The organism is Neisseria perflava (assembly GCF_019334725.1).
Classification (GTDB): domain Bacteria; phylum Pseudomonadota; class Gammaproteobacteria; order Burkholderiales; family Neisseriaceae; genus Neisseria; species Neisseria subflava_A.
The window spans coordinates 1,194,220-1,215,283 of record NZ_CP079818.1 but is presented as its reverse complement, the minus strand read 5'-3'; the positions used below and the strand labels follow the sequence as shown (position 1 = coordinate 1,215,283).

The window sequence follows — 21,064 nt, the reverse complement described above, 5'->3', positions numbered from 1 at the left end:
CGTCTGAAACATGAATACCAATCCCAAAAAACAAGTCGCCGTCAGCTTTCTCGGTACGGTATTGGACAGCGGTTTCGGTCAGGGCCGTTGGTTAAAATGGCGGCCAAACGTCGCCATGAATCAGCGTCAAGATTTTCATCTCGACCGCATGGAGCTGTTTTATGCGGAGAAATATCGCGAGCTGGCAGATCATGTAAAAGCCGATATTCAGCAGGTGTCGCCGCACACAGTCGTCAATCTCGTACCTATGGAGCTGGCAAACCCGTGGGATTTCTCCGAGGTTTATACCAAACTGCACGATTGGGCAGCAGGCTATCCATTTGATACAGAAGAAGAAACCTATCTCACCCACATCACCACAGGTACACACGTTGCCCAAATCTGCCTGTTTTTATTGGTGGAATCGCGTCAAATCCCCGGTGTTCTGTTACAAACCGCACCTCCCAAAAATCAAAGACGCAGCATGGAGGACGGCAATGTCGGCAGTTATGAAATCATCGATTTGGACTTGGCTCGTTACGACGTACTGGCCGAACGCCTTGCCGCCGTACGCGATGACGCAGTGCGCTACCTGAAAAGCGGCATTTCCACCCAAAACGCCGCCTTCAACCGCATGATTGCCGAAATCGAACAAGTCGCGCTCAACTCTCCTTCCCCCATTCTGCTCTCCGGCCCGACAGGCGCGGGCAAATCTATGCTGGCACGCAGGATTTTTGAATTGAAAAAAGCGCGCCACCTGATTAAAGGCACATTTGTCGATGTAAACTGCGCCACCCTTCGCGGCGACGGCGCAGCATCTGCCCTGTTCGGCCACAAAAAAGGCGCCTTTACCGGCGCCGCAGAAAAACGTGAAGGTTATCTGAAAACTGCCGACGGCGGCGTATTGTTTTTAGATGAAATCGGAGAATTGGGCTTAGACGAGCAAGCCATGTTGCTCAAAGCCATTGAAGAAAAACACTTTTATCCCGTCGGCAGCGACAGCGAAGTCAAAAGCGACTTCCAACTCATCGCCGGCACCAACCGCGACCTACGCCGCGAAATCCGCGCCGGACGCTTCCGCGAAGACCTGTTCGCCCGCATTAATATCTGGAATTACCCACTACCTGCACTCGCCAACCGTCGCGAAGACATCGAGCCCAACGTCGAACACCAGCTCGCCCTAGCCTCGCAAGAACTCGGCCGAACCACCCGCTTCAACAAAGAAGCCCTAGCCGCCTACCTTGACTTCGCCCACTCAGACCAAGCACCATGGCGCGGCAACTTCCGCGACCTTGCCGCCAGCATCATGCGCCTGGCCACACTCGCGCCGCAAGGCAGGATACAGGTAGAACAAGTCCAAGCCGAAATCGAACGCCTCAAATGGTTATGGTCGGAAGAACCCTTTTCAGACGGCCTCCTACATAAAAGGCCATCTGAAAAAACACAAGACTACCCCGATAAAGTCGATTGGGATACATTGGATTTGTTCGACAAACTACAACTGCAACACGTTATCGACGAATGCCGCAAACATCCCAACATGGCCGCTGCCGGCCGTGCATTGTTCAACGTCTCCCGAACAGAAAGGGCAAAAGTCAATGACAGCGACCGATTGAGGAAATATTTACAGCGATTTGGATTGGAATGGGGAGATATTTAAGTAGAGTGAGCAAGGAGGTTTTGCAAAGGCCTCCTCATGCTGATTCTAGGAAGTAGCTTATTTTAATAGTACTTTTATTATTATTTATAAAAATAAAAGGCATCAGATTGATGCCTTTTACTTTCGTTAATATGAAAATTAATGTTCATACCAACGTTTGATCGATTCACCAATCACTTCTTCGACTTACTTCAAAAATGCCGCATGATAGGCAATATGCTCACCAATAAAACTGGCGATGAAGTAATAGCTATGATCGTAGCCTTTGTGGAAGCGCACATCGGCCGGTTGATTTGCCGCACGACAAGTTTCGATAAAATCTTCGGTACGCAATTGTGTTGGCAAAAACTCATCTTCCAAGCCCTGATCAATGCGCATACCTTGTACTTTATAGCCTTGTTGAATGAGCGAGTTCGCATCATATTGCTGCCATTTTTCGCGATCTTTTCCTAAATAGGCAGAAAAGGCTTTTTTTCCCCAAGGCACAAGGCTTGGCGACAAAATAGGCGAAAAGGCAGAAACACTTTGATAACGTTTCCGGTTTCGCAGTGCCAATACCAATGCGCCGTGTCCGCCCATTGAATGCCCCATAATGGAACGTTTACCATTGGTAAGAAATTTTTCCTCAATCAGACCAGGCAACTCGTTCAAAATATAATCATACATTTGATAATTCGTCGCCCAAGGCTGCTCGGTCGCATTCAGATAAAAGCCCGCACCCTGCCCTAAATCGTAAGCAGCATCGTTCGGCACTTGCTCTCCGCGAGGGCTGGTATCAGGTGCAACCACAATCACTTGATGTTCTGCCGCATAACGCTGAAAACCTGATTTGGTAATGAAATTTTGTTCAGTGCAAGTCAAGCCGGAAAGCCAATAAATCACACCAAGCGGTCGATTCTCCTGATTATCCGGCAAATAGACGGCAAATTTCATTTCGCATTGAAGCGTTTGGGCATGATGTGCCCAAACTTGTTGCGAACCACCAAAAATTTGATGTTGTTCAATCAGTTTCATCGCGTACCTTAGTAATGAATAACAGCGCGGATCGATTTACCTTCATGCATTAACTCAAAGGCTTCATTGATTTGATCGAGTGTCATTGTGTGGGTCACAAACGGTTCTAACTGAATATCGCCTTTCATTGAATCTTCGACCATTTTCGGAAGTTCAGAGCGGCCTTTCACGCCGCCAAATGCCGTGCCTTTCCAAACACGACCTGTTACCAACTGGAACGGACGAGTTGAAATTTCTTGTCCTGCACCTGCTACGCCGATGATAATGGATTGTCCCCAACCACGGTGTGCACTTTCTAATGCCTGGCGCATTACGTTTACGTTGCCGATACATTCAAAGGTATGGTCAATGCCCCATTTATTGATGTCTAACAACACATCTTTGATCGGTTTATCGTAATCGTTCGGGTTCAAACAGTCAGTTGCACCAAACTGTTTCGCCAGCTCGAATTTTGAAGGATTGGTATCAATAGCAATAATGCGACCCGCTTTGGCTTGACGCGCACCTTGCACCACCGCCAAACCAATCGCCCCCAAGCCAAACACGGCAACAGAGTCGCCTTCTTGTACTTTTGCTGTGTTATGCACCGCACCAATACCTGTGGTAACGCCACAGCCAAGCAAACATACTTGTTCATGATTGGCTTCCGGGTTGATTTTCGCCAGTGAAACTTCGGCAACAACAGAGTATTCACTGAAAGTCGAACAGCCCATATAGTGATAGATCGGCTGACCTTGATAAGAAAAACGCGTCGTGCCGTCCGGCATTAAACCTTTACCTTGTGTATCACGCACTGAGACGCATAAGTTGGTTTTACCTGAACGACAAAACTCACATTCGCCACATTCAGCGGTATAAAGAGGAATGACGTGATCACCCGGTTTTACGCTTGACACACCTTCGCCCACAGCAACAACTACACCCGCACCTTCATGCCCAAGCACCACAGGAAATACTCCTTCAGGATCGCTTCCTGATAACGTAAATGCATCAGTATGGCACACGCCCGTGTGAGTGTTACGAATTAACACCTCACCTTTACGCGGCATTTCTACGTCGATTTCCACAATTTGTAAGGGTTGATTTGGGGCGAATGCCACCGCCGCACGAGATTTGATGGTTGAATTGGTTTGTTTATTTTCCATTATTTTTGCCTTTTAATTCATTAATTAAAGTTATCTAGCCTAAGTGAGATAACAACAGGTTATACTTTGACCTCCACTCTAAAGCAAGCATTTTTGCAATTTTCGCTCCGGCGGTAGCATGATCGCCTGAAGAGCCACCATACAACCAGCGGTTAAAGGCTTTCGAATGTTTCCCTAAGTCATGAAGCCGTCCCGTCTGGTAGGCAATTTCCTGCACACCAAATACCCGAGCAAACTTCGCCGCCATTTCGCCTACATTTACCGAATGGCTTTGCAAGGTTTGCCAATGTTCGTAAGGTAAGAGATTACCGAGTTCGTCTTGCGCGGAATGGGCGTAGTAAATTAGGGGTTTCATATTGAAATTCTAAAAAATTCAGACTGATATCATGCAATGATAATATGATATTAAATTTAATATGTAAATAGAAAAAATGCCGTCTGAAACTTTTTCAGACGGCATTGTCATTTATTAATCTTTATAACTTACTTCTAATATCCTCTACTGCTTTCACTAAAGCTTCGGAAAGCGAAGGATCAAAAGAAGAGTGGCCTGCTTGGACGATTCTCAATTCTGCTTCAGGGAAGGCTTGCGAGAGCTCCCATGCGCTTTGCATCGGGGTGCATAGGTCGTAGCGGCCTTGGACGATGATGGTTGGGATATGGCGGATTTTGTCGATGTTTGCCAAGATGGCTTTATCGCCCTGCAACCAGCCTTCGTTCACGAAGTAATGGTTTTCCATTCTTGCAATGGCAAGGGAGGCTTGCGGGTCTTCATCCACGTCTTTAGGTTCAAACTGAATAAGGTAGCTTTCCCAGTCTGCCCATGATTTGGCCGCTTTGAGGCGTGTGGCTTCATCTTCGCTGAACAGCATTTCATGGTAGGCTTTAATTAGGGCTTGGCGTTTGTTTTCGGCTACGGGGGCAATGAATTTTTGCCATTGGGCCGGATAAATTTGGCTGACGCCGCCTGCTTCGTTCAACCATGCCATTTCAGACGGCCTGCACAGGAAAATACCGCGCAAAACTAAACCGCTGACGCGCTCGGGATGGGTTTCGGCATAAGTCAGCGACAAGGTACTGCCCCATGAGCCGCCGAAGACCAACCATTTTTGAATGCCGAGCATTTCGCGTACTTTTTCAATATCGGCAACCAAGTCCCATGTGGTGTTGTCTTCGATACAGGCATAGGGTTTGGAACGTCCGCAACCGCGTTGGTCGATAATAACGATACGGAAATACTCTGGATTGAAAAAGCCGCGACAGGCAGGTGATGCCCCTGCTCCGGGGCCGCCATGCAGGAAAATCACGGGGTGACCATCAGGATTGCCTGATTCTTCCCAGTAGATTTCGTGAATGTCGGATACGCGCAAAAGGCCGCTATTTCGTGGTTCTTGAATCGGATGCATGAACTTTCTCCTTTGTCTGATGAATAGGTTGATTGTAACACTTTGCCTGCTGATTTTTCAGACGGCCTACATAGGTTTAACGCCACAAATGGCGTAAAATACCACTTTTTGACAGGATTTTTTATGGCTGACAACAAACAAACCCATGCTGCACCAGAAGGCCAACTTTTATTGCGTACGGTAGCCATGCCGCGCGATACCAATCCTAATCAGGATATCTTCGGCGGCTGGATTATGTCACAAATGGATCTGGGCGGCGGTATTTTGGCGGCAGAAATCGCACAGGGACGAATTGTAACCGTGGCCGTTCAAGAAATGAATTTCATCAGACCGGTAAAGGTCGGCAACGTTGTATGCTGCTACGGTCATTGCGTCCGCGTAGGCAATACTTCTTTGCAACTGAAAATCGAAGTGTGGGTTAAAACTTTGATGAACGATATGGTAACGGAAGACCGCCAACTGGTTACCGAAGCCGTGTTCACTTACGTCGCCATCGATGCACAAGGCAATCCACGCCCTATTCCTCGTGATGGTAATGCAAAGCTGGCACATTTGTAAGTTTAAAAATTCAAAACAAGGCCGTCTGAAACCTCAACGTTCAGACGGCCTTTTTTAATACAAAAGCAAAATGTAATAATATTTCTCTTGAGCTAAAGCAAGGCGAAGTATCTGTTTTTTAGGTTTAATTCAGGCTGATTGATAAGACAAAGACCGTACACCGGCTCCTTATAACACTGCCCTACCGCGACAGTTTGCGCCACTTTTGAAACGGCGTTCCCTCCTCAACCCACTTTAAGGAACATCATGGCTTCGCGCGATTTATACCCACAGGAAATTTTACAGGTTGTTCTCAACAAAAGCTGCGCCAAAGCACAATCCAGCATCCCCACACTGGCAATCTTGAGCGTTTTGGCCGGCGGATACATCGGCTTCGGATATCTTGCCTATTTAAAAGTAGTCAGCGGCATACCTCATGAATGGAGCGGTTTTGCCACTTTACTCGGCGCAGCCGTGTTCCCAATCGCCTTGATTTGCATCCTGCTTGGCGGCGGCGAGCTGGTAACCAGCAACATGATGATCATGTCTTTAGGCAGATTGGCCGGACGGATTTCCTCCAAAATGCTGCTGCGTAACTGGGTTATCGTTTGCATGGGCAATTTGGTGGGCACGCTGGCGATGGCGTTTTTCCTCGGATACTATGTCGGTATGATTGAAGGCAGCATGGCAGAAAAAACCATTGCCGTGGCGGAAGCAAAAGTCCATATGGATTTCGGCCGCGCTTTTGTATCGGCGGTCGCATGTAACTGGATGGTCTGCATGGGCGCGTGGTTGCACTTTGCCGCTAAAAACACAACCGGACGAATGCTGGCCATTTGGTTCCCCGTCATGATTTTCGTATTAAACGGCTTCCAACACCTTGTCGCTAATATATTCGTTATCCCCGCCGGAATTTTGGCAGGCGCAAACATCACTTGGGGGCAGTTTTTCTTCAACATGATTCCCGTATTCCTGGGCAATGTCGTCGGTGGCGCATCCTTTGTCGGCGCGTCTTATCTTTGATACTTATAAAGACACGCTGAAAGATAGTGCTGAATAGTTCTGCTTTGAAAACAACAAAACCTGCTTTGAGAAAGCAGGTTTTGTTTCAGACGGCATTGGTATTAAGTTTTAAAATCCATTCGGACACATTATTCAGATAAATCATCCAAACGAAAAAAGAGCCGTTTTTAAAACGGCTCTTTCCAATTCTTTGGTCGGAGTGAAAGGATTCGAACCTTCGACCCCTTGCACCCCATGCAAGTGCGCTACCAGACTGCGCCACACTCCGACTCGATAAGCTGTAAATTTTAGTTTCAAACGCTGATTTTGACAAGTGCTTTTTAGAAAGGGAAATTTACTCGTTTGAAAACATTTGAATTATTTGTAAGCAAAAAAAGGCCGTCTGAAATCGTTCAGACGGCCTTTGATTATTCAGTCAAAATCAAGCTTCAACCGGAATAATACCGATTTTGGCCTGCCATTGTTTTGGTGCAATGGCGTGAACCGATTCGCCGTTACTATCCACCGCAACGGTTACAGGCATGTCTTTGACTTCAAATTCGTAAATCGCTTCCATACCCAATTCTGGGAACGCCAAGACTTTAGATGCTTTAATGGCTTTGGCAACCAAATATGCCGCGCCGCCGACAGCCATCAGGTAAACAGCTTTGTTATCGGCAATGGCTTGGCAAGTCGCTGCGCCGCGCTCGGATTTACCAATCATACCCAGGAGGCCGGTTTGTTCCAGCATTTGGCGGGTGAATTTATCCATACGGGTGGAAGTAGTCGGACCGGCCGGGCCAACAACTTCGTCACGGACTGGATCAACCGGGCCAACGTAGTAAATCAGTTTGTTGGTGAAATCTACCGGCAATTCTTCGCCTTTGTTGAGCATGTCAACCAAACGTTTGTGCGCGGCATCGCGGCCGGTCAGAATTTTACCGTTTAGCAACAATACGTCGCCGGTTTTCCATGTGGCCACTTCTTCTTTAGTCAGGTTGTTGACATCGACACGTTTGCCGTTGTCAGGGCTGTAAGTCAGATCCGGCCAATCTTCCAAAGATGGGGCTTCCAATTTGGCCGGGCCTGAGCCGTCCAATTCAAATTCGATGTGGCGGGTAGCTGCGCAGTTTGGAATCATGGCAATCGGTTTGGAAGCTGCGTGGGTTGGGTAGTCAAGGATTTTGACATCCAACACGGTGCTCAAACCGCCCAAACCTTGTGCGCCAATACCCAAGGCATTTACTTTTTTGTAGAGTTCCAAGCGCAGGGCTTCGGTAGTAGACAATTCTGCACCGGAATCGGCTTTTTCTTTGAGCTCTTGAATATCGATATGGCTCATCAGGCTTTCTTTGGCCATCAACACTGCTTTTTCAGGCGTACCGCCGATGCCGATACCCAAGATGCCCGGAGGACACCAGCCGGCACCCATTTGAGGGACGGTTTTCAATACCCAATCAACGATATTGTCTGAAGGGTTGAGCATGGCAACTTTGGTTTTGTTTTCAGAACCGCCGCCTTTGGCTGCGCAAGTGACTTCGACTTTGTCGCCTTTTACGATTTCCATATGTACAACAGCAGGGGTGTTGTCTTTGGTATTTTGACGTTTGCCAGCCGGGTCGGCCAATACGGAGGCGCGCAGTTTGTTGTCAGGATAGGTGTATGCACGGCGTACGCCTTCGTTAACCATTTCCTGTACGCTCATCTCGGCATCCCACTGTACATCCATGCCCACTTTCAAGAATACGGTCGCAATACCGGTATCCTGACAAATCGGACGATGGCCTTCAGCACACATACGGCTATTGACCAAAATCTGCGCCATCGCATCTTTGGCGGCAGGGTTTTCTTCTTTTTGATAAGCCTTGTACAAAGCCTGAATGTAGTCTTTAGGATGGTAGTAGCTGATGAATTGGAAAGCATCGAAAATACTTTGGATAAAGTCTTCTTGCTTGATGACGGTCATGATTGTGTTCCTTTTCGGAGTCATGGTAGGGAGGGTTTGTTTATTTCTTAAGAGACCGATTTTTTCAGACGGCCTTCAATAGTGTAATAGTGCTTTCAAATGAATAATCCAGACAATATCATTTTCATACCTTATTGATTTAAATGAAATTTAATATCGCATTAAATCACTTGGTTATTGATAATCTATATCCACTAACCATTCACTTAAATAGAAATAAAATTACATTATTTTTAAATGATAATCTTATTTCAAGGCCGTCTGAAAATATTTGCCTTAAGTATCTGAGAAAGAAATTTAGTAGCTTGTATTTAAAAAGGAAACATCCAAATTTCAGACAGCCTTTCTTATTTTCCAATACAATACACAATTGTAAAATCCATGTCATTTTCTCCCTCAATCTTCTTAACTGATATCAAACTTGTTTGATTTTCTGAAATTTTATAACAGTCTTTTCACTTGCTTACATGTTTCAATATTATTCAATATATACAATAATCTATGCAAAATTACCTAATATTTAATAATGATTTCTACTAGCAAATAGACGGATATTTTAAATATTTATACTAAAAAGTAATTTTATTTTACTTTTAAAATCAAAAAAGTGTAATAAATTTGCCTAAATAATAGGCATATTTTGCTTACAATCCTTTATCTATAAAACCTTAGGTTATCCCTATCATCAAAACCACTAAATTCTAATACACTTCGACTCATACAGATAAATATTGATTTTAAAAGAATTTCTGAGTAAATCACTTGGATATTTCCTCACACGCAATAAATGTAATAAAAATACAATTAATCAAATTATCCACTATTCCAACTTCCAATTTCACAGGAACAAACCATGAGTGAAAATTTGTTAACCCTGACCATAGACGGCCATGAAGTCAAAGCTTCCGCCGACTCGTCAATCATCCAAGCCTATGCCCGTTCAGGCAATGCGATTACTGCCAATGTCGGCTGTATGGGTCAAGGCGTATGCGGTTCCTGCCGCTGCATGATTCGTAAAGAAGGCGAGCGCGAGGTAACGACTGCGTTGGCATGCGAGACCAAAGTCGAAGAAGGGATGCAGGTCAGCTTCTTGGACTACTTTATTCCCGAGCACATCCAATATTACGATGTCAGCGAGATTGGTGATGGATGGAACTGGTTGGACGATACCGCCAAAGCCTTCCCCGAAGCGCAACACTGCCGTCATTGCGGCGGCTGCAACCGCGCCTGCCCCAAAGGCTTGGAAGTGGAAAACGGCGTAGCGCAAGTGGTATCAGGCGATTTCGGCGCGGCTGCGCTGACCTTCGACCAATGCGTAATGTGCAACCTCTGCACCCTCTCCTGCCCCGAACACATCCGTCCGAACCACTTGGGCTTGTTCGCCCGCCGTATGAAAGCGGCGCGCACATTGCGCCCTGTGGATTTGATGCGCCGCCTGCGCGAAATCGACAGCGGCAAAATGAAAGTCGAATTTGAAGAGGAGTCAGTGTAATGGTTAACAAAATCCAAGGCATAGACTACGAAACCGCCCTTGCCAACCTACGTGCGTCCTCATTGGAGCTTCGTGGCGATTTACCTGAAAAGAACGAATTACTGAGCCAATTTCACCCTGACTATCAGGCAAATGCGCGTGTGAAACTGCCTATCGGCCCAAACCAAGGCGATTACTGCCATCCTGATTTGGCCAAACTCTTAATCAGTCAGCCTCTGATTGACGACTATAATTTGTCAGGCGCTGAACATTTAAACACTGACGTATTGGTAATTGGCGGCGGCGGTGCAGGCGCGGCGGCGGCATTGTCTGCGACTGAAGCCGGCGCACGCGTGATTATGGCGAACAAGCTGCGTATCGGCGACAGCAATACCGTCATGGCCGAAGGCGGCATTCAGGCTGCGGTCGGCGCGGAAGACAGCCTGCAACAACACTTTGACGACACCACCAAAGGCGGCCACAACGCAGGCAAAAAAGAATTGGTGGCGCAGATGGTTACCGATGCGCCATCCGCCATCCGCTGGCTAATCGGCTTGGGCATGACTTTTGACTTGGCCAAAGGCGCAGACAGCAACGGCATGTTGAGCCGCAAACGCGCAGGTGGTACGACCGTCCCGCGCATCCTGAGCTACCGCGACTTTACCGGCCTCGAAATGATGCGCGTACTGCGCGAGGCGGTCGAACTCGACGAAAACATCACCCAGCTCAACCGCCACCCCGCCATCGAATTATTGTCGGACGAACACGGCCGTTGCGTCGGCGCGATTTTGTACGATTTGGAAAAACGTTCTTTGGTATTGGTTCACGCCAAAGCCGTGGTCTTGGCAACCGGCGGCAGCGGACGGCTGCATTTGCAGGGTTTCGCCACTTCCAACCACTACGGCGCAACCGCCGACGGTCTGGTGATGGCATACCGCATCGGCGCGAAACTGCGCGACATCGATTCCTTCCAATACCATCCGACCGGCATCGCCCATCCGCCGCACTTGGCGGGCGCGTTGATTTCCGAAGCCGTGCGTTCCGCAGGCACCAAACTGGTCAACGGCTTGGGCGAACGTTTCGTTGACGAATTGCAGCCGCGCGACGTTGTTGCCGCCGCCATTTTGCGCGAGTGCCGCGAAGGCCGCGGCGTGGTGCGCGACGGACAGGTCGGCGTGTTTCTCGATACCCCGCGTCTGATTGAAAACGATCCCGACGTATTGAACCGTTTGGTTACGCTCGGCCACGTCGCCCACAAATGCGGCATCGATCCCGCAGTCGAGCCTGTAATGATTCATCCGACCCTGCACTATCAAAACGGCGGTATCGAAATCAACGGCGACGGCGCAACCTGCGTTGAAGGCCTCTATTGCGCCGGCGAAGTAACCGGCGGTATTCACGGCCGCAACCGCCTGATGGGCAATGCGCTTTTGGACATTATCAGCTTCGGCCGCCGTGCCGGTAAAGCTGCAGCCTGCATCCTTCCCGCCAAATCGGCGCAGATTTAGCCGCGTGGCGCAAAGTCGGCGGCGGCGAAGGCCTGCTGGCGGCGCTTGCCGATCCTCAAAGCATCGTTTCCAAGCTGCAAGACGCCAACCTCTGCGGCATGGGCGGTGCAGGTTTCCCGACCTGGCGCAAATGGGAGGCGGCCGTCGCAGCCCAAAGCAAACACGGCGACAAATACGTCGTCTGTAACGCCAACGAAGACGAACCGGGTACGTTCAAAGACCGCGTGTTGCTGGCGAAAACGCCGCACCAAGTCATCGAAGGCGTTCTGATTGCCGCCGTCGCCTGCCGCGCCAACAAAGCGATTATGTATGTCAACCCGCACCAGACCGAATCCGTCGCCGCCATCGTACCCGCCATCGAGCAATGGAAAAAAAGCGATTTGTTCATCCGCATCGAAAACTATCTGGGCAAACCTTTAGACCTGAAATTAGTCGAAACTTCAGGCCGCTACATCGGCGGCGAAGAAACCGCCGTGATTTCATGGTTGGAAGGCGGTTTCCCGTTCCCGCGCCGCAAGCCTCCGTTCCCTGCCGAAAGCGGCGTAGCAGGCGAACCGACCTTAATCAACAACACCGAAACCTTCGCCAACATCCCGCAAATCCTTGCCAAAGGCGCGGAATGGTACAAATCGCTGGGTTTGGGCGATGCCGCAGGCACGAAACTCTACTCGCTCTCCGGCGACGTATTGAATCCGGGTCTGTACGAACTGCCGATGGGCACGACGCTGCAATCGCTGATTTTCGACCACGGCGGCGGTATGCTCGAAGGGCGCACGTTTAAAGCCGTCTTCACCGGCGGCCCGTCAAACACGCTCCTGACCGTAAAAGATTTGGATGTGCCTTTGGACTTCGTGTCCGTGCGCGAACGCAAATCCAGCCTCGGCACGGGCGCGATGATTGTGATTTCCGAAGGAACCAGCGTCGTGCGCAAAGTGGCTGAGTATGTGGAATTTTTTGCGTCCAACTCATGCGGACAATGCCCGCCGTGCAAAGGCGGTACGTTCCAACTTTCACGCCTGCTCAACCGCGTGGATACCGGCATCGGCACTTCAGACGACCTCCGCGCCCTGCAAAGCCTGTGCCAACTGCTGCCCCGAAGCGGCCGCTGCGGCCTGATCGACGGCGCGGTTACCGTGCTGCAAAGCTCGCTGCGCACCTTCCCCGAAGAGTACGGTCTGCCGGCGGAGCAGGATTAATCCGATACGGCGTTTCAGACGACCTTTTCTATATAGGAGGTCGTCTGAAAAATACCTGTAGTATTTGTTGGGTTTCACAACCGAACCTTCCCAAACTACTTACCAGATGCTTCGCCAGCAGAAAAAACGATACGGTGTATCTTGAGGTTTTACCCTCTCCCTAACCCTCTCCCACGGGGAGAGGGAATAATGGTGCTGAAAATCGACTATTATCGGATTTTCTGCAATCTGTCCCCTCTCCCCGCGGGAGAGGGCTAGGGAGAGGGCAAAACGTAAAAGCTCAAGAAACGTCGTCTGAAAAAGATGGCAACACAAAAATACGCATGACACAAACACCCAAAAGAAAAACATAAAAACAACCACACCCAAATACGTTTCAGACGACCTCTCCCCACCAAAATCAGGCACACGTTGTCTGAAACCCAATTTCCCCAATACCTCAAATTAGGAGATTCAACATGGGCTTCAAGCCAATTCCTGCTGCGGTCTCACTTGTGCTGACGCTGCTTATCTGGTTCGTTATCCCCGTTCCTCAAGGCGTATCGCCTGACGCATGGCATCTTTTGGCATTGTTCATCGGCATCATTGCCGGCATTATCGGCAAAGCCATGCCTATCGGTGCCATGGCGATTTTGGGCATTACCTTGGTTGCACTGACCGGCGTAACCAACGAAAAAACCGCAGACGCAACCAAAGACGCTTTGAGCAGCCTCAACAACTCACTCATCTGGATGATCGGTATCGCCATCATCATCTCGCGCGGCCTGTTGAAAACCGGCTTGGGTATGCGTATCGGCTACCTCTTGATTTCCCTCTTCGGAAAACGCACGCTGGGCGTAGGTTACAGCCTAGCATTAGCCGACTTGGTCATCGGTCCGGTAACGCCAAGTAATACCGCGCGCGGCGGTGCGATTGTGCATCCGATTATGAAATCCATTGCCTTAAGCTTGCTTCGACTGCGATCCTGAAAAAGGCACGGAAGGCAAAATCGGTAAATACCTTTCACTGGTCAACTTCCACTCCAACGTAATTACCTGTCTGATTTTTATCACTGCTACCGCACTTAATCCGCTGGTAGTCGAATTGGTTGCCAAAGCCACCAATTCGCAAATCCAACTCTCTTGGGGTACTTGGTTCCTGGCGATGGTCGTACCCGGCCTGCTTGCCATGCTGCTGATGCCACTGGTGCTGTATTTCCTGTATCCGCCTGAAATCAAACAAACCCCTAACGCTACTGCATTGGCAAAAGAGCATTTGGCTGCTATGGGGCCGATGAAGCGTGAAGAAAAAATCATGCTGGGCATTTTCCTGGTTCTGCTGCTGTTGTGGGCGGGTATTCCCGAGATGCTGTTCGGCGTGAAAGTTGACGCTACCGCCACCACCTTCCTCGGCTTGAGCTTGTGCCTGTTGACCGGCGTACTGACTTGGGACGACGCGCTGAAAGAAAAAAGCGCGTGGGATACCATTGTTTGGTTTGCTGCCTTGGTGATGATGGCAAACTTCCTCAACAAACTGGGCCTCATCAGTTGGTTGTCCGACTCCATGCAAAACGGCATCGCCCACATGGGCTTGGGTTGGGAAGCCGGTTGCGCCCTGTTGATGCTGGCCTACCTCTACTCCCACTACGTTTTCGCCAGCGGTACGGCACACGTTACCGCCATGTTCGGCGCATTCTACGGCGCAGGCTTGGCCTTGGGCGCACCACCGATGCTGTTTGCCCTGATTATGGCAGCCGCTACCGGCATCATGATGTCGTTGACCCACTATGCCACCGGTTCCGCACCTGTCATTTACGGCTCGAACTACGTCAACATGACCGAATGGTGGAAAGCCGGCTTCATCATGAGCGTGGTCGAAATCCTGATTTTCAGCACTGTCGGCATCTTATGGTGGAAAGCCTTGGGCTATTGGTAATCCTTTAGTCGATTGAAAAATCAGGCCGTCTGAAACTCCAATTTCAGACGGCCTTTTGTTACAATTTCATTTTTACCGAACACACTCGATTACCGTGAAAATACTCATTCTCGGCAGCGGCCAAGTCGGCTCGACCGTCGCCCAAAACCTCGCCTCCGTTCCCAGCAACGACGTTACCATCATCGACATCGACGAAAAAGCGCTCAACCGCATCAGCAGCCGCCTCGATGTCCAAACCATCGTCGGCAACGGCGCATCGCCCTTTACCCTCGAACAGGCAGGCGCGGCAGATTCCGACCTCCTGCTTGCCCTGACCCGCAGCGACGAAACCAACATTGTCGCCTCCAAAATCGCCGCCGACCTATTCAACATCCCCAGCCGCATCGCACGCGTACGCTCAAGCGAATACCTCGAATACCCAGTTGACGGCAGCGACAACCCCGAAGAAGGCAGCCTCAACATCTTCGGCATTACCGAAACCATCAGCCCCGAACAACTGGTTACCGAACAACTCGTCGGCCTGCTCAACTACACCAGCTCATTGCAGGTACTCAGTTTTGCCAACGATAAAGTGCGTATGGTGATTGTTCAAGCCCGCAAAGGCGGTTTGCTGATCGGCCGTGAAATTGCCGACATCAACCAACACCTGCTCGAAGGCGTGGACTGCCAAATCTGCGCCATCTACCGCAACAACCGCCTTATCGTCCCCACGCCGCAAACCGTCATCATCGAAGGCGACGAGGTACTTTTTGCCGCCGACATCAGCAGCGTTGAAGCCATCATGCGCGAACTGCGCCCCAAAGAAGCGCGTACCCGCCGCATCATGATTGCCGGCGGTGGTAACATCGGCTACCGCCTCGCCAAACAGCTCGAATCCAAATACGACATCAAAATCATCGAATACAAACCCCACCGCGCCGAATGGCTAGCCGAGAATCTGGACAACACCCTCGTCCTGCAAGGTTCCGCCACCGACGAAACCCTACTGGATGAAGAATACATCGACGAAATCGACGTCTTCTGCGCACTGACCAATGATGACGAAAACAACATCATGTCCAGTCTGTTGGCGAAAAACCTTGGCGCCAAACGCGTGATTACCATCGTCAACCGCTCAAGCTACGTCGATTTGCTCGAAGGCAACAAAATCGATATCGTCGTTTCCCCCCACCTGATTACCATCGGCTCCATCCTCGCCCACATCCGCCGCGGCGACGTCGTTGCCGTCCATCCTTTGCGCCGCGGTACGGCCGAAGCCATTGAAGTGGTGGTACACGGCGATAAAAATACTTCCGCCATCGTCGGCCGCCGCATCAGCGGCATCAAATGGCCAAGCGACTGCTACATCGCCGCCATCGTCCGCGGCGCAACCGGCGAGGTCATCATGGGACACCACACCGAAACCATCCTCCAAGACGGCGACCACATTATCTTCTTCGTCTCACGCCGCCGCGTCCTGCCGGAGTTGGAAAAACTCATTCAAGTCAAAATGGGCTTTTTCGGTTAAGCCCAAAATCCGTTTGCTTGAAGCCATAAAAAGGCCGTCTGAAAACCTTTTCAGACGGCCTTTATTCTTGTTTTATTTACGCTTTGGCAACACTGTTTTTACGGCCAAACCAAACGAAACCAATCACGCCCAATACAATCATCGGCACGCTCAACCATTGACCCATGGACAAGCCCAAAGTCAATAGGCCGAGATAGTCGTCAGGCTGGCGGGCAAATTCGGCAATAAAGCGGAACAATCCGTAACCACCCAAGAACAATGCTGCCGTTTGTCCGGCCGGACGTGGTTTTTTCGAGAAAATCCAAACAATGACAAACAGACAAATGCCTTCAAGGGCAAACTGGTAAAGCTGAGACGGATGGCGCGGCAGCATGCCGTATTGTTGCAGCCATTCTGCCCACAAAGGATTGTGCGCCGCAGCTTCCGCATCTTCGTAACGCGCTTGCGGAAAACCCATTGCCCAGAAAGCATTGAGTTCGGTCACGCGTCCCCAAAGTTCGCCGTTGATAAAGTTGCCGATACGGCCGGAAGCCAAGCCCAGCGGTACGAGCGGCGCAACGGTATCCATCAATTTCAAGATACTGATGTTGTGCTTACGGCCAAACAGCCACATGGCAACGACCACACCCAAAAAGCCGCCGTGAAACGACATGCCGCCTTCCCACACTTTGAAAATATCCAACGGGTTGGCCAGATAGTCGGAAAATTTATAAAACAAAACGTAGCCGATACGGCCGCCCAAGATGACACCCAAGATACCCCAAGTCAGGAAATCGTCGAGTGTTTCTTTGGTAAACACAGAATTGCCCTGCGCGATACGGCGGCGGCCCAAAATCGTAAACAGGATAAAGCCGACAATATAGCTCAAGGCATACCAGCGGATGGCAAGCGGGCCGATGCTGATCAGCACCGGATCAAACTGGGGATGTATCATCATAATGTGTGTTCCTTATCTCAAAGGCCGTCTGAAAGCCTGAACTTTCAGACGGCCTGTATGCAGTGTCGGACGGTTTAACGCAAATCGTCAACCACATTCAAAATAGCAGACAACATGGCCTCGCCCAAGCGCAGCGAGCGTTGGCCGTTCCAGCCGAAATCGTCGTCCGGCAGGTTGGCATTGTCTTTAAACGGCATTTCCAAAGTATAGGCAAGGCAGTTGAAATGATTGCCGACCCAGTTGGTCGCCAAAGTCATGTTTGCCTGACCCGGCGCATCTTTGTCATAGCCGTAATCGTCTTGGAAATCTGGGCTGGCATTGAGCAGCGCGAGTTTGAATTGGTCTTCCAAGGCTTCGATGCGCTCGTTGTAGTTCGGCACGCCTTCGGTACCGGCCACAAAGACAAACGGCAGACCTTCATCGCCGTGAATATCCAAGAACAAATCCACGCCGGTTTCCATCATTTTCTCGCGGACGGTAAAGACTTCGGGGCTTCGCTCCAAAGTCGGGGTTTCCCATTCGCGGTTGAGGTTGGCGCCGGCGGCATTGGTGCGCAGATTACCCAAAACCGAACCGTCCGGATTCATATTCGGCACAATGTAGAAAGTCGCACGGTCAAGCAGCATGCGCGCGGTCGGATCTTGCGGATCAAGCAGACGGCCCAGCAAACCTTCGACAAACCATTCCGCCATGGTTTCGCCCGGATGCTGTCGGGCGATAATCCAGACTTTCATGTCGCTTTCGACTTGGTTGCCGATGGTCAACAGATTAATATCGCGGCCTTGAACAGTGCTGCCCAAATCGTCGATACGGCACAAGCCACTGCCCTGCGCATCGCCCAAAAGGTTCAAATGCTGATCGTTGGAATAAGGCTCGAAATAAGCGTAGTAAACGCTGTTGGACAAAGGCGTATGATTGATGGTCAACACGCCGTTTTCGTAGCTGGTCGGCACGCGGAACCAATTTTGGCGGTCGTAAGAGGCGCAAGCCTGATAGTCCTCCCAGCCCAAAGGATACGCAGCGTCCGCCGCATTTTCAAAATGCATCACGCAGTTTTGATAGGCCGCACCCTGCAAACGGAAGTAAAACCATTGGGCAAACTCCGAAGCATTGTCGGGACGCAGGGCGAGGCGGATATCGGCAGGGTTGCTCAAGTCTTTGACAACGACCGAACCGGCATCGAATTGGGTGCTGATTTTCATCATGGGTATCCTTAGTAATCGGCGAAGAGGCCGAAGCAAACCGTCATTTTACCGTTTGCATGAGGCTGGTTTCAACCATTTAACTGATTTAACAGGATTTCAAGCGCCTGGAAATATTGTTTCAGACGGCCTTTGGGATTAAGATAAAGGCCGAAATCATGAAACAAGGTAGAAACCATGACCCAGCAACAATCTGTCTCCCCTGCCATCAAAGCGCGCGTCCTTGCCGAATCTTTACCATATATCCGCCGTTTTTCCGGCTCCATCATCGTCATCAAATACGGCGGCAATGCCATGACCGAACCTGCCTTAAAAGAGGGTTTCGCACGCGATGTCGTCCTGCTCAAACTAATCGGCCTGCATCCCGTCATCGTTCACGGCGGCGGTCCACAAATCAATGAAATGTTGGAAAAAGTCGGCAAAAAAGGGGAATTTGTTCAAGGCATGCGCGTGACCGACAGCGAAACCATGGACATCGTAGAAATGGTTTTGGGCGGACACGTCAATAAAGAAATCGTTTCTATGATTACCACCTTCGGCGGTCGCGCCGTCGGCATTACCGGCCGGGACAACCACTTCATCAAAGCGGAAAAACTCCTGATCGATACGCCCGAACAAAAAGGTGTGGACATCGGTCAAGTCGGCACCGTGGCCGACATCGACACCCGTTTGGTGGAAGGTTTGGTTGAGCGCGGCTGCATTCCGGTCATCGCCCCCATCGGCGTAGGCCAAAACGGCGAAGCGTTCAACATTAATGCCGACTTAGTTGCCGGCAAACTGGCGGAAAAACTTCAAGCTGAAAAACTGCTGATGATGACCAATATCCCCGGCGTACTGGATAAAGAAGGCAAATTATTGACCACCCTGACGCCAAGCCGCATTGACGAACTGATTGAAGACGGTACGCTGTACGGCGGCATGCTGCCTAAAATTGCCTCTGCCGTCGAAGCCGCCAAAAGCGGTGTCAAAGCCACGCATATCATAGACGGCCGCGTTCCCAACGCCCTGCTCTTGGAAGTGCTGACCGATGACGGTGTAGGCTCGATGATTTTGGGAGCAGGCTAATCCGCTTTTCAGACGGCCTTATGCCTTATTTAATCAGCTTTTCACCCTAAAAAGGGTAAAAAATGTTACACTATACGGCTTATATTTGTTTGAGCGATATTGACGTGAAACAAACTTACAGTCGGTTTCATGCCGACTCCGATGCCATACTTGGCAAAGACGGTATAATGTCTGCATTCATCAGACTTTGGCAATCATCCTTAAGGCCGTCTGAAACGTAACAAAGCTACTTTTCTTTTACCATCCTATTTGGAGATATTCATGAGCGCAATCGTTGATATTTTTGCACGCGAAATTTTGGACTCCCGCGGCAACCCTACCGTAGAGTGTGACGTATTGTTGGAATCCGGCGTTATGGGACGCGCGGCCGTACCTAGCGGCGCATCAACCGGCCAAAAAGAAGCTTTGGAACTGCGTGACGGCGACAAATCCCGTTACTTAGGCAAAGGCGTATTGAAAGCCGTTGACCACGTCAACAACCAAATCGCGCAAGCCCTCATCGGTATCGATGCCAACGAACAATCTTATATCGACCAAATCATGATCGAATTGGACGGTACTGAAAACAAAGGCAACTTGGGTGCCAACGCCACTTTGGCCGTTTCTATGGCCGTAGCACGCGCAGCCGCTGAAGATGCAGGCCTGCCTCTGTATCGTTACTTGGGCGGCGCAGGCCCAATGGCTCTGCCTGTTCCAATGATGAACGTTATCAACGGCGGCGAACATGCCAACAACAGCCTGAACATCCAAGAATTCATGATTATGCCTGTCGGCGCAAAATCTTTCCGCGAAGCCCTGCGTTGCGGCGCCGAAATTTTCCACGCACTGAAAAAACTGTGTGATGCCAAAGGCTTCCCAACTACCGTGGGCGACGAAGGCGGTTTCGCACCTAACCTGAACAGCCACAAAGAAGCCCTGCAACTGATCGTAGAAGCAACCGAAGCCGCAGGCTACAAAGCAGGCGAAGACGTATTGTTCGCCCTGGACTGCGCATCCAGCGAGTTCTACAAAGACGGCCAATACCATCTGGAAGCCGAAGGCCGCTCTTACACCAGCGCAGAATTTGCCGAATACTTGGAAGGCCTGGTTAACGAATTCCCAATCGTTTCTATCGAAGACGGTATGGACGAAAACGACTGGGAAGGCTGGAAACTGTTGACCGAAAAATTGGGCGGCCGAGTTCAATTGGTCGGCGACGACTTGTTCGTAACCAATCCAAAAATCTTGGCTGAAGGCATCGAAAAAGGCGTGGCAAACGCATTGCTGGTTAAAGTAAACCAAATCGGTACTTTGAGCGAAACCCTGAAAGCCGTTGACTTGGCCAAACGCAACCGCTACACCAGCGTAATGAGCCACCGTTCCGGCGAAACCGAAGACAGCACCATTGCCGACTTGGCAGTTGCCACCAACTGTATGCAAATCAAAACCGGCTCCCTGTCCCGTTCTGACCGCATGGCGAAATACAACCAATTGTTGCGCATCGAAGAAGAATTGGCCGAAGCCGCTTACTACCCTGGCAAAGCCGCATTCTACCAATTGGGCAAATAAGCAGAAT

At 50.2% G+C, this 21,064-nt stretch carries 14 protein-coding genes, 1 tRNA gene and 3 pseudogenes; 10 read left to right on the top strand and 8 right to left on the bottom strand.

The features are described 5' to 3' along the window. Positions 1-10 precede the first annotated feature (10 nt). Positions 11-1,639 carry an RNA repair transcriptional activator RtcR gene (gene rtcR / locus LPB400_RS05850; RefSeq protein WP_219088417.1) on the top strand — a complete coding sequence of 543 codons (1,629 nt, stop codon included), beginning with the start codon at positions 11-13 and terminating at the stop codon, positions 1,637-1,639. 186 nt (positions 1,640-1,825) lie between these two features. Here the strand turns inward: rtcR and fghA are convergent, their stop codons facing one another. From fghA to pip, 4 genes are all read right to left on the bottom strand, one after another. Then, a complete protein-coding gene (gene fghA / locus LPB400_RS05845; RefSeq protein WP_219088415.1) occupies positions 1,826-2,653 on the bottom strand; it encodes an S-formylglutathione hydrolase in 828 nt (275 codons plus the stop codon). Between the two features lie 8 nt (positions 2,654-2,661). Beyond that, the gene (locus LPB400_RS05840; RefSeq protein ID WP_432760840.1) at positions 2,662-3,798 is read right to left on the bottom strand and encodes an S-(hydroxymethyl)glutathione dehydrogenase/class III alcohol dehydrogenase; all 1,137 of its coding nucleotides are present in this window, start codon (positions 3,796-3,798) and stop codon (positions 2,662-2,664) included. Positions 3,799-3,832: 34 nt separating this feature from the next. Continuing rightward, on the bottom strand, positions 3,833-4,153 hold the full coding sequence (locus tag LPB400_RS05835; protein ID WP_219088413.1) for an HD domain-containing protein: 321 nt from the start codon (positions 4,151-4,153) through the stop codon (positions 3,833-3,835). Between the two features lie 121 nt (positions 4,154-4,274). Further along, positions 4,275-5,204: a prolyl aminopeptidase gene (gene pip / locus LPB400_RS05830; RefSeq protein WP_219088411.1), complete on the bottom strand. Its 930-nt coding sequence runs from the start codon at positions 5,202-5,204 to the stop codon at positions 4,275-4,277. A 123-nt stretch (positions 5,205-5,327) separates the two neighbouring features. On the opposite strand from pip, the gene yciA reads away from it, so the two are divergent. Together yciA and LPB400_RS05820 are read left to right on the top strand one after the other, a co-directional pair. Further along, positions 5,328-5,762, top strand: a complete 435-nt coding sequence (gene yciA / locus LPB400_RS05825; protein WP_219088409.1) for an acyl-CoA thioester hydrolase YciA — start codon at positions 5,328-5,330, stop codon at positions 5,760-5,762. Between the two features lie 246 nt (positions 5,763-6,008). Further along, positions 6,009-6,801, top strand: a pseudogene (locus tag LPB400_RS05820) (formate/nitrite transporter family protein). Between the two features lie 154 nt (positions 6,802-6,955). Here LPB400_RS05820 and LPB400_RS05815 read toward each other — a convergent pair. After that, a tRNA-Pro gene (locus LPB400_RS05815) sits at positions 6,956-7,032 on the bottom strand. A gap of 153 nt (positions 7,033-7,185) precedes the next feature. Then, positions 7,186-8,709, bottom strand: a complete 1,524-nt coding sequence (locus LPB400_RS05810; protein WP_003746217.1) for a fumarate hydratase — start codon at positions 8,707-8,709, stop codon at positions 7,186-7,188. Positions 8,710-9,562: 853 nt separating this feature from the next. Between LPB400_RS05810 and LPB400_RS05805 the strand changes: the two genes are divergently transcribed. From LPB400_RS05805 to trkA, 5 genes and pseudogenes are all read left to right on the top strand, one after another. After that, on the top strand, positions 9,563-10,201 hold the full coding sequence (locus tag LPB400_RS05805; RefSeq protein ID WP_219088405.1) for a 2Fe-2S iron-sulfur cluster-binding protein: 639 nt from the start codon (positions 9,563-9,565) through the stop codon (positions 10,199-10,201). Then, positions 10,201-11,682: pseudogene (locus tag LPB400_RS05800) on the top strand (FAD-binding protein); the annotation flags it as partial. The gene LPB400_RS05805 and the pseudogene LPB400_RS05800, both read left to right, overlap by 1 nt. Then, positions 11,655-12,884, top strand: a complete 1,230-nt coding sequence (locus LPB400_RS05795; protein WP_219089718.1) for a complex I 51 kDa subunit family protein — start codon at positions 11,655-11,657, stop codon at positions 12,882-12,884. The pseudogene LPB400_RS05800 and the gene LPB400_RS05795, both read left to right, overlap by 28 nt. A gap of 458 nt (positions 12,885-13,342) precedes the next feature. Continuing rightward, positions 13,343-14,798: pseudogene (locus tag LPB400_RS05790) on the top strand (DASS family sodium-coupled anion symporter). A 94-nt stretch (positions 14,799-14,892) separates the two neighbouring features. Further along, on the top strand, positions 14,893-16,305 hold the full coding sequence (gene trkA / locus LPB400_RS05785; protein ID WP_107791805.1) for a Trk system potassium transporter TrkA: 1,413 nt from the start codon (positions 14,893-14,895) through the stop codon (positions 16,303-16,305). 76 nt (positions 16,306-16,381) lie between these two features. Here trkA and lgt read toward each other — a convergent pair whose 3' ends face one another. Together lgt and LPB400_RS05775 are read right to left on the bottom strand one after the other, a co-directional pair. Then, positions 16,382-17,242 (bottom strand): prolipoprotein diacylglyceryl transferase, encoded by an 861-nt coding sequence (gene lgt, locus LPB400_RS05780; protein ID WP_003746206.1) that lies wholly within the window; start codon positions 17,240-17,242, stop codon positions 16,382-16,384. Positions 17,243-17,316: 74 nt separating this feature from the next. Continuing rightward, the gene (locus LPB400_RS05775; protein WP_107791804.1) at positions 17,317-18,447 is read right to left on the bottom strand and encodes a M14 family metallopeptidase; all 1,131 of its coding nucleotides are present in this window, start codon (positions 18,445-18,447) and stop codon (positions 17,317-17,319) included. A gap of 174 nt (positions 18,448-18,621) precedes the next feature. Here LPB400_RS05775 and argB point away from each other — a divergent pair, with 174 nt between their 5' ends. Together argB and eno are read left to right on the top strand one after the other, a co-directional pair. After that, entirely contained in the window at positions 18,622-19,509 is an 888-nt protein-coding gene (gene argB, locus LPB400_RS05770; protein WP_107791803.1) for an acetylglutamate kinase, read from the top strand. 261 nt (positions 19,510-19,770) lie between these two features. Then, complete coding sequence (gene eno, locus LPB400_RS05765; RefSeq protein ID WP_049328681.1) at positions 19,771-21,057, top strand: phosphopyruvate hydratase; 1,287 nt, start codon at positions 19,771-19,773, stop codon at positions 21,055-21,057. Positions 21,058-21,064 lie beyond the last annotated feature (7 nt).

What these genes read in the sequence shown, in the direction of transcription:
- rtcR (WP_219088417.1), top strand. Translation starts at nt 11, where the DNA reads ATGAATACCAATCCCAAAAAACAAGTCGCCGTCAGCTTTCTCGGTACG.
- LPB400_RS05840 (WP_432760840.1), bottom strand. Translation starts at nt 3,798, where the DNA reads ATGGAAAATAAACAAACCAATTCAACCATCAAATCTCGTGCGGCGGTG.
- argB (WP_107791803.1), top strand. Translation starts at nt 18,622, where the DNA reads ATGACCCAGCAACAATCTGTCTCCCCTGCCATCAAAGCGCGCGTCCTT.
- lgt (WP_003746206.1), bottom strand. Translation starts at nt 17,242, where the DNA reads ATGATGATACATCCCCAGTTTGATCCGGTGCTGATCAGCATCGGCCCG.
- pip (WP_219088411.1), bottom strand. Translation starts at nt 5,204, where the DNA reads ATGCATCCGATTCAAGAACCACGAAATAGCGGCCTTTTGCGCGTATCC.
- LPB400_RS05775 (WP_107791804.1), bottom strand. Translation starts at nt 18,447, where the DNA reads ATGATGAAAATCAGCACCCAATTCGATGCCGGTTCGGTCGTTGTCAAA.
- eno (WP_049328681.1), top strand. Translation starts at nt 19,771, where the DNA reads ATGAGCGCAATCGTTGATATTTTTGCACGCGAAATTTTGGACTCCCGC.
- LPB400_RS05835 (WP_219088413.1), bottom strand. Translation starts at nt 4,153, where the DNA reads ATGAAACCCCTAATTTACTACGCCCATTCCGCGCAAGACGAACTCGGT.
- fghA (WP_219088415.1), bottom strand. Translation starts at nt 2,653, where the DNA reads ATGAAACTGATTGAACAACATCAAATTTTTGGTGGTTCGCAACAAGTT.
- yciA (WP_219088409.1), top strand. Translation starts at nt 5,328, where the DNA reads ATGGCTGACAACAAACAAACCCATGCTGCACCAGAAGGCCAACTTTTA.
- LPB400_RS05810 (WP_003746217.1), bottom strand. Translation starts at nt 8,709, where the DNA reads ATGACCGTCATCAAGCAAGAAGACTTTATCCAAAGTATTTTCGATGCT.
- LPB400_RS05805 (WP_219088405.1), top strand. Translation starts at nt 9,563, where the DNA reads ATGAGTGAAAATTTGTTAACCCTGACCATAGACGGCCATGAAGTCAAA.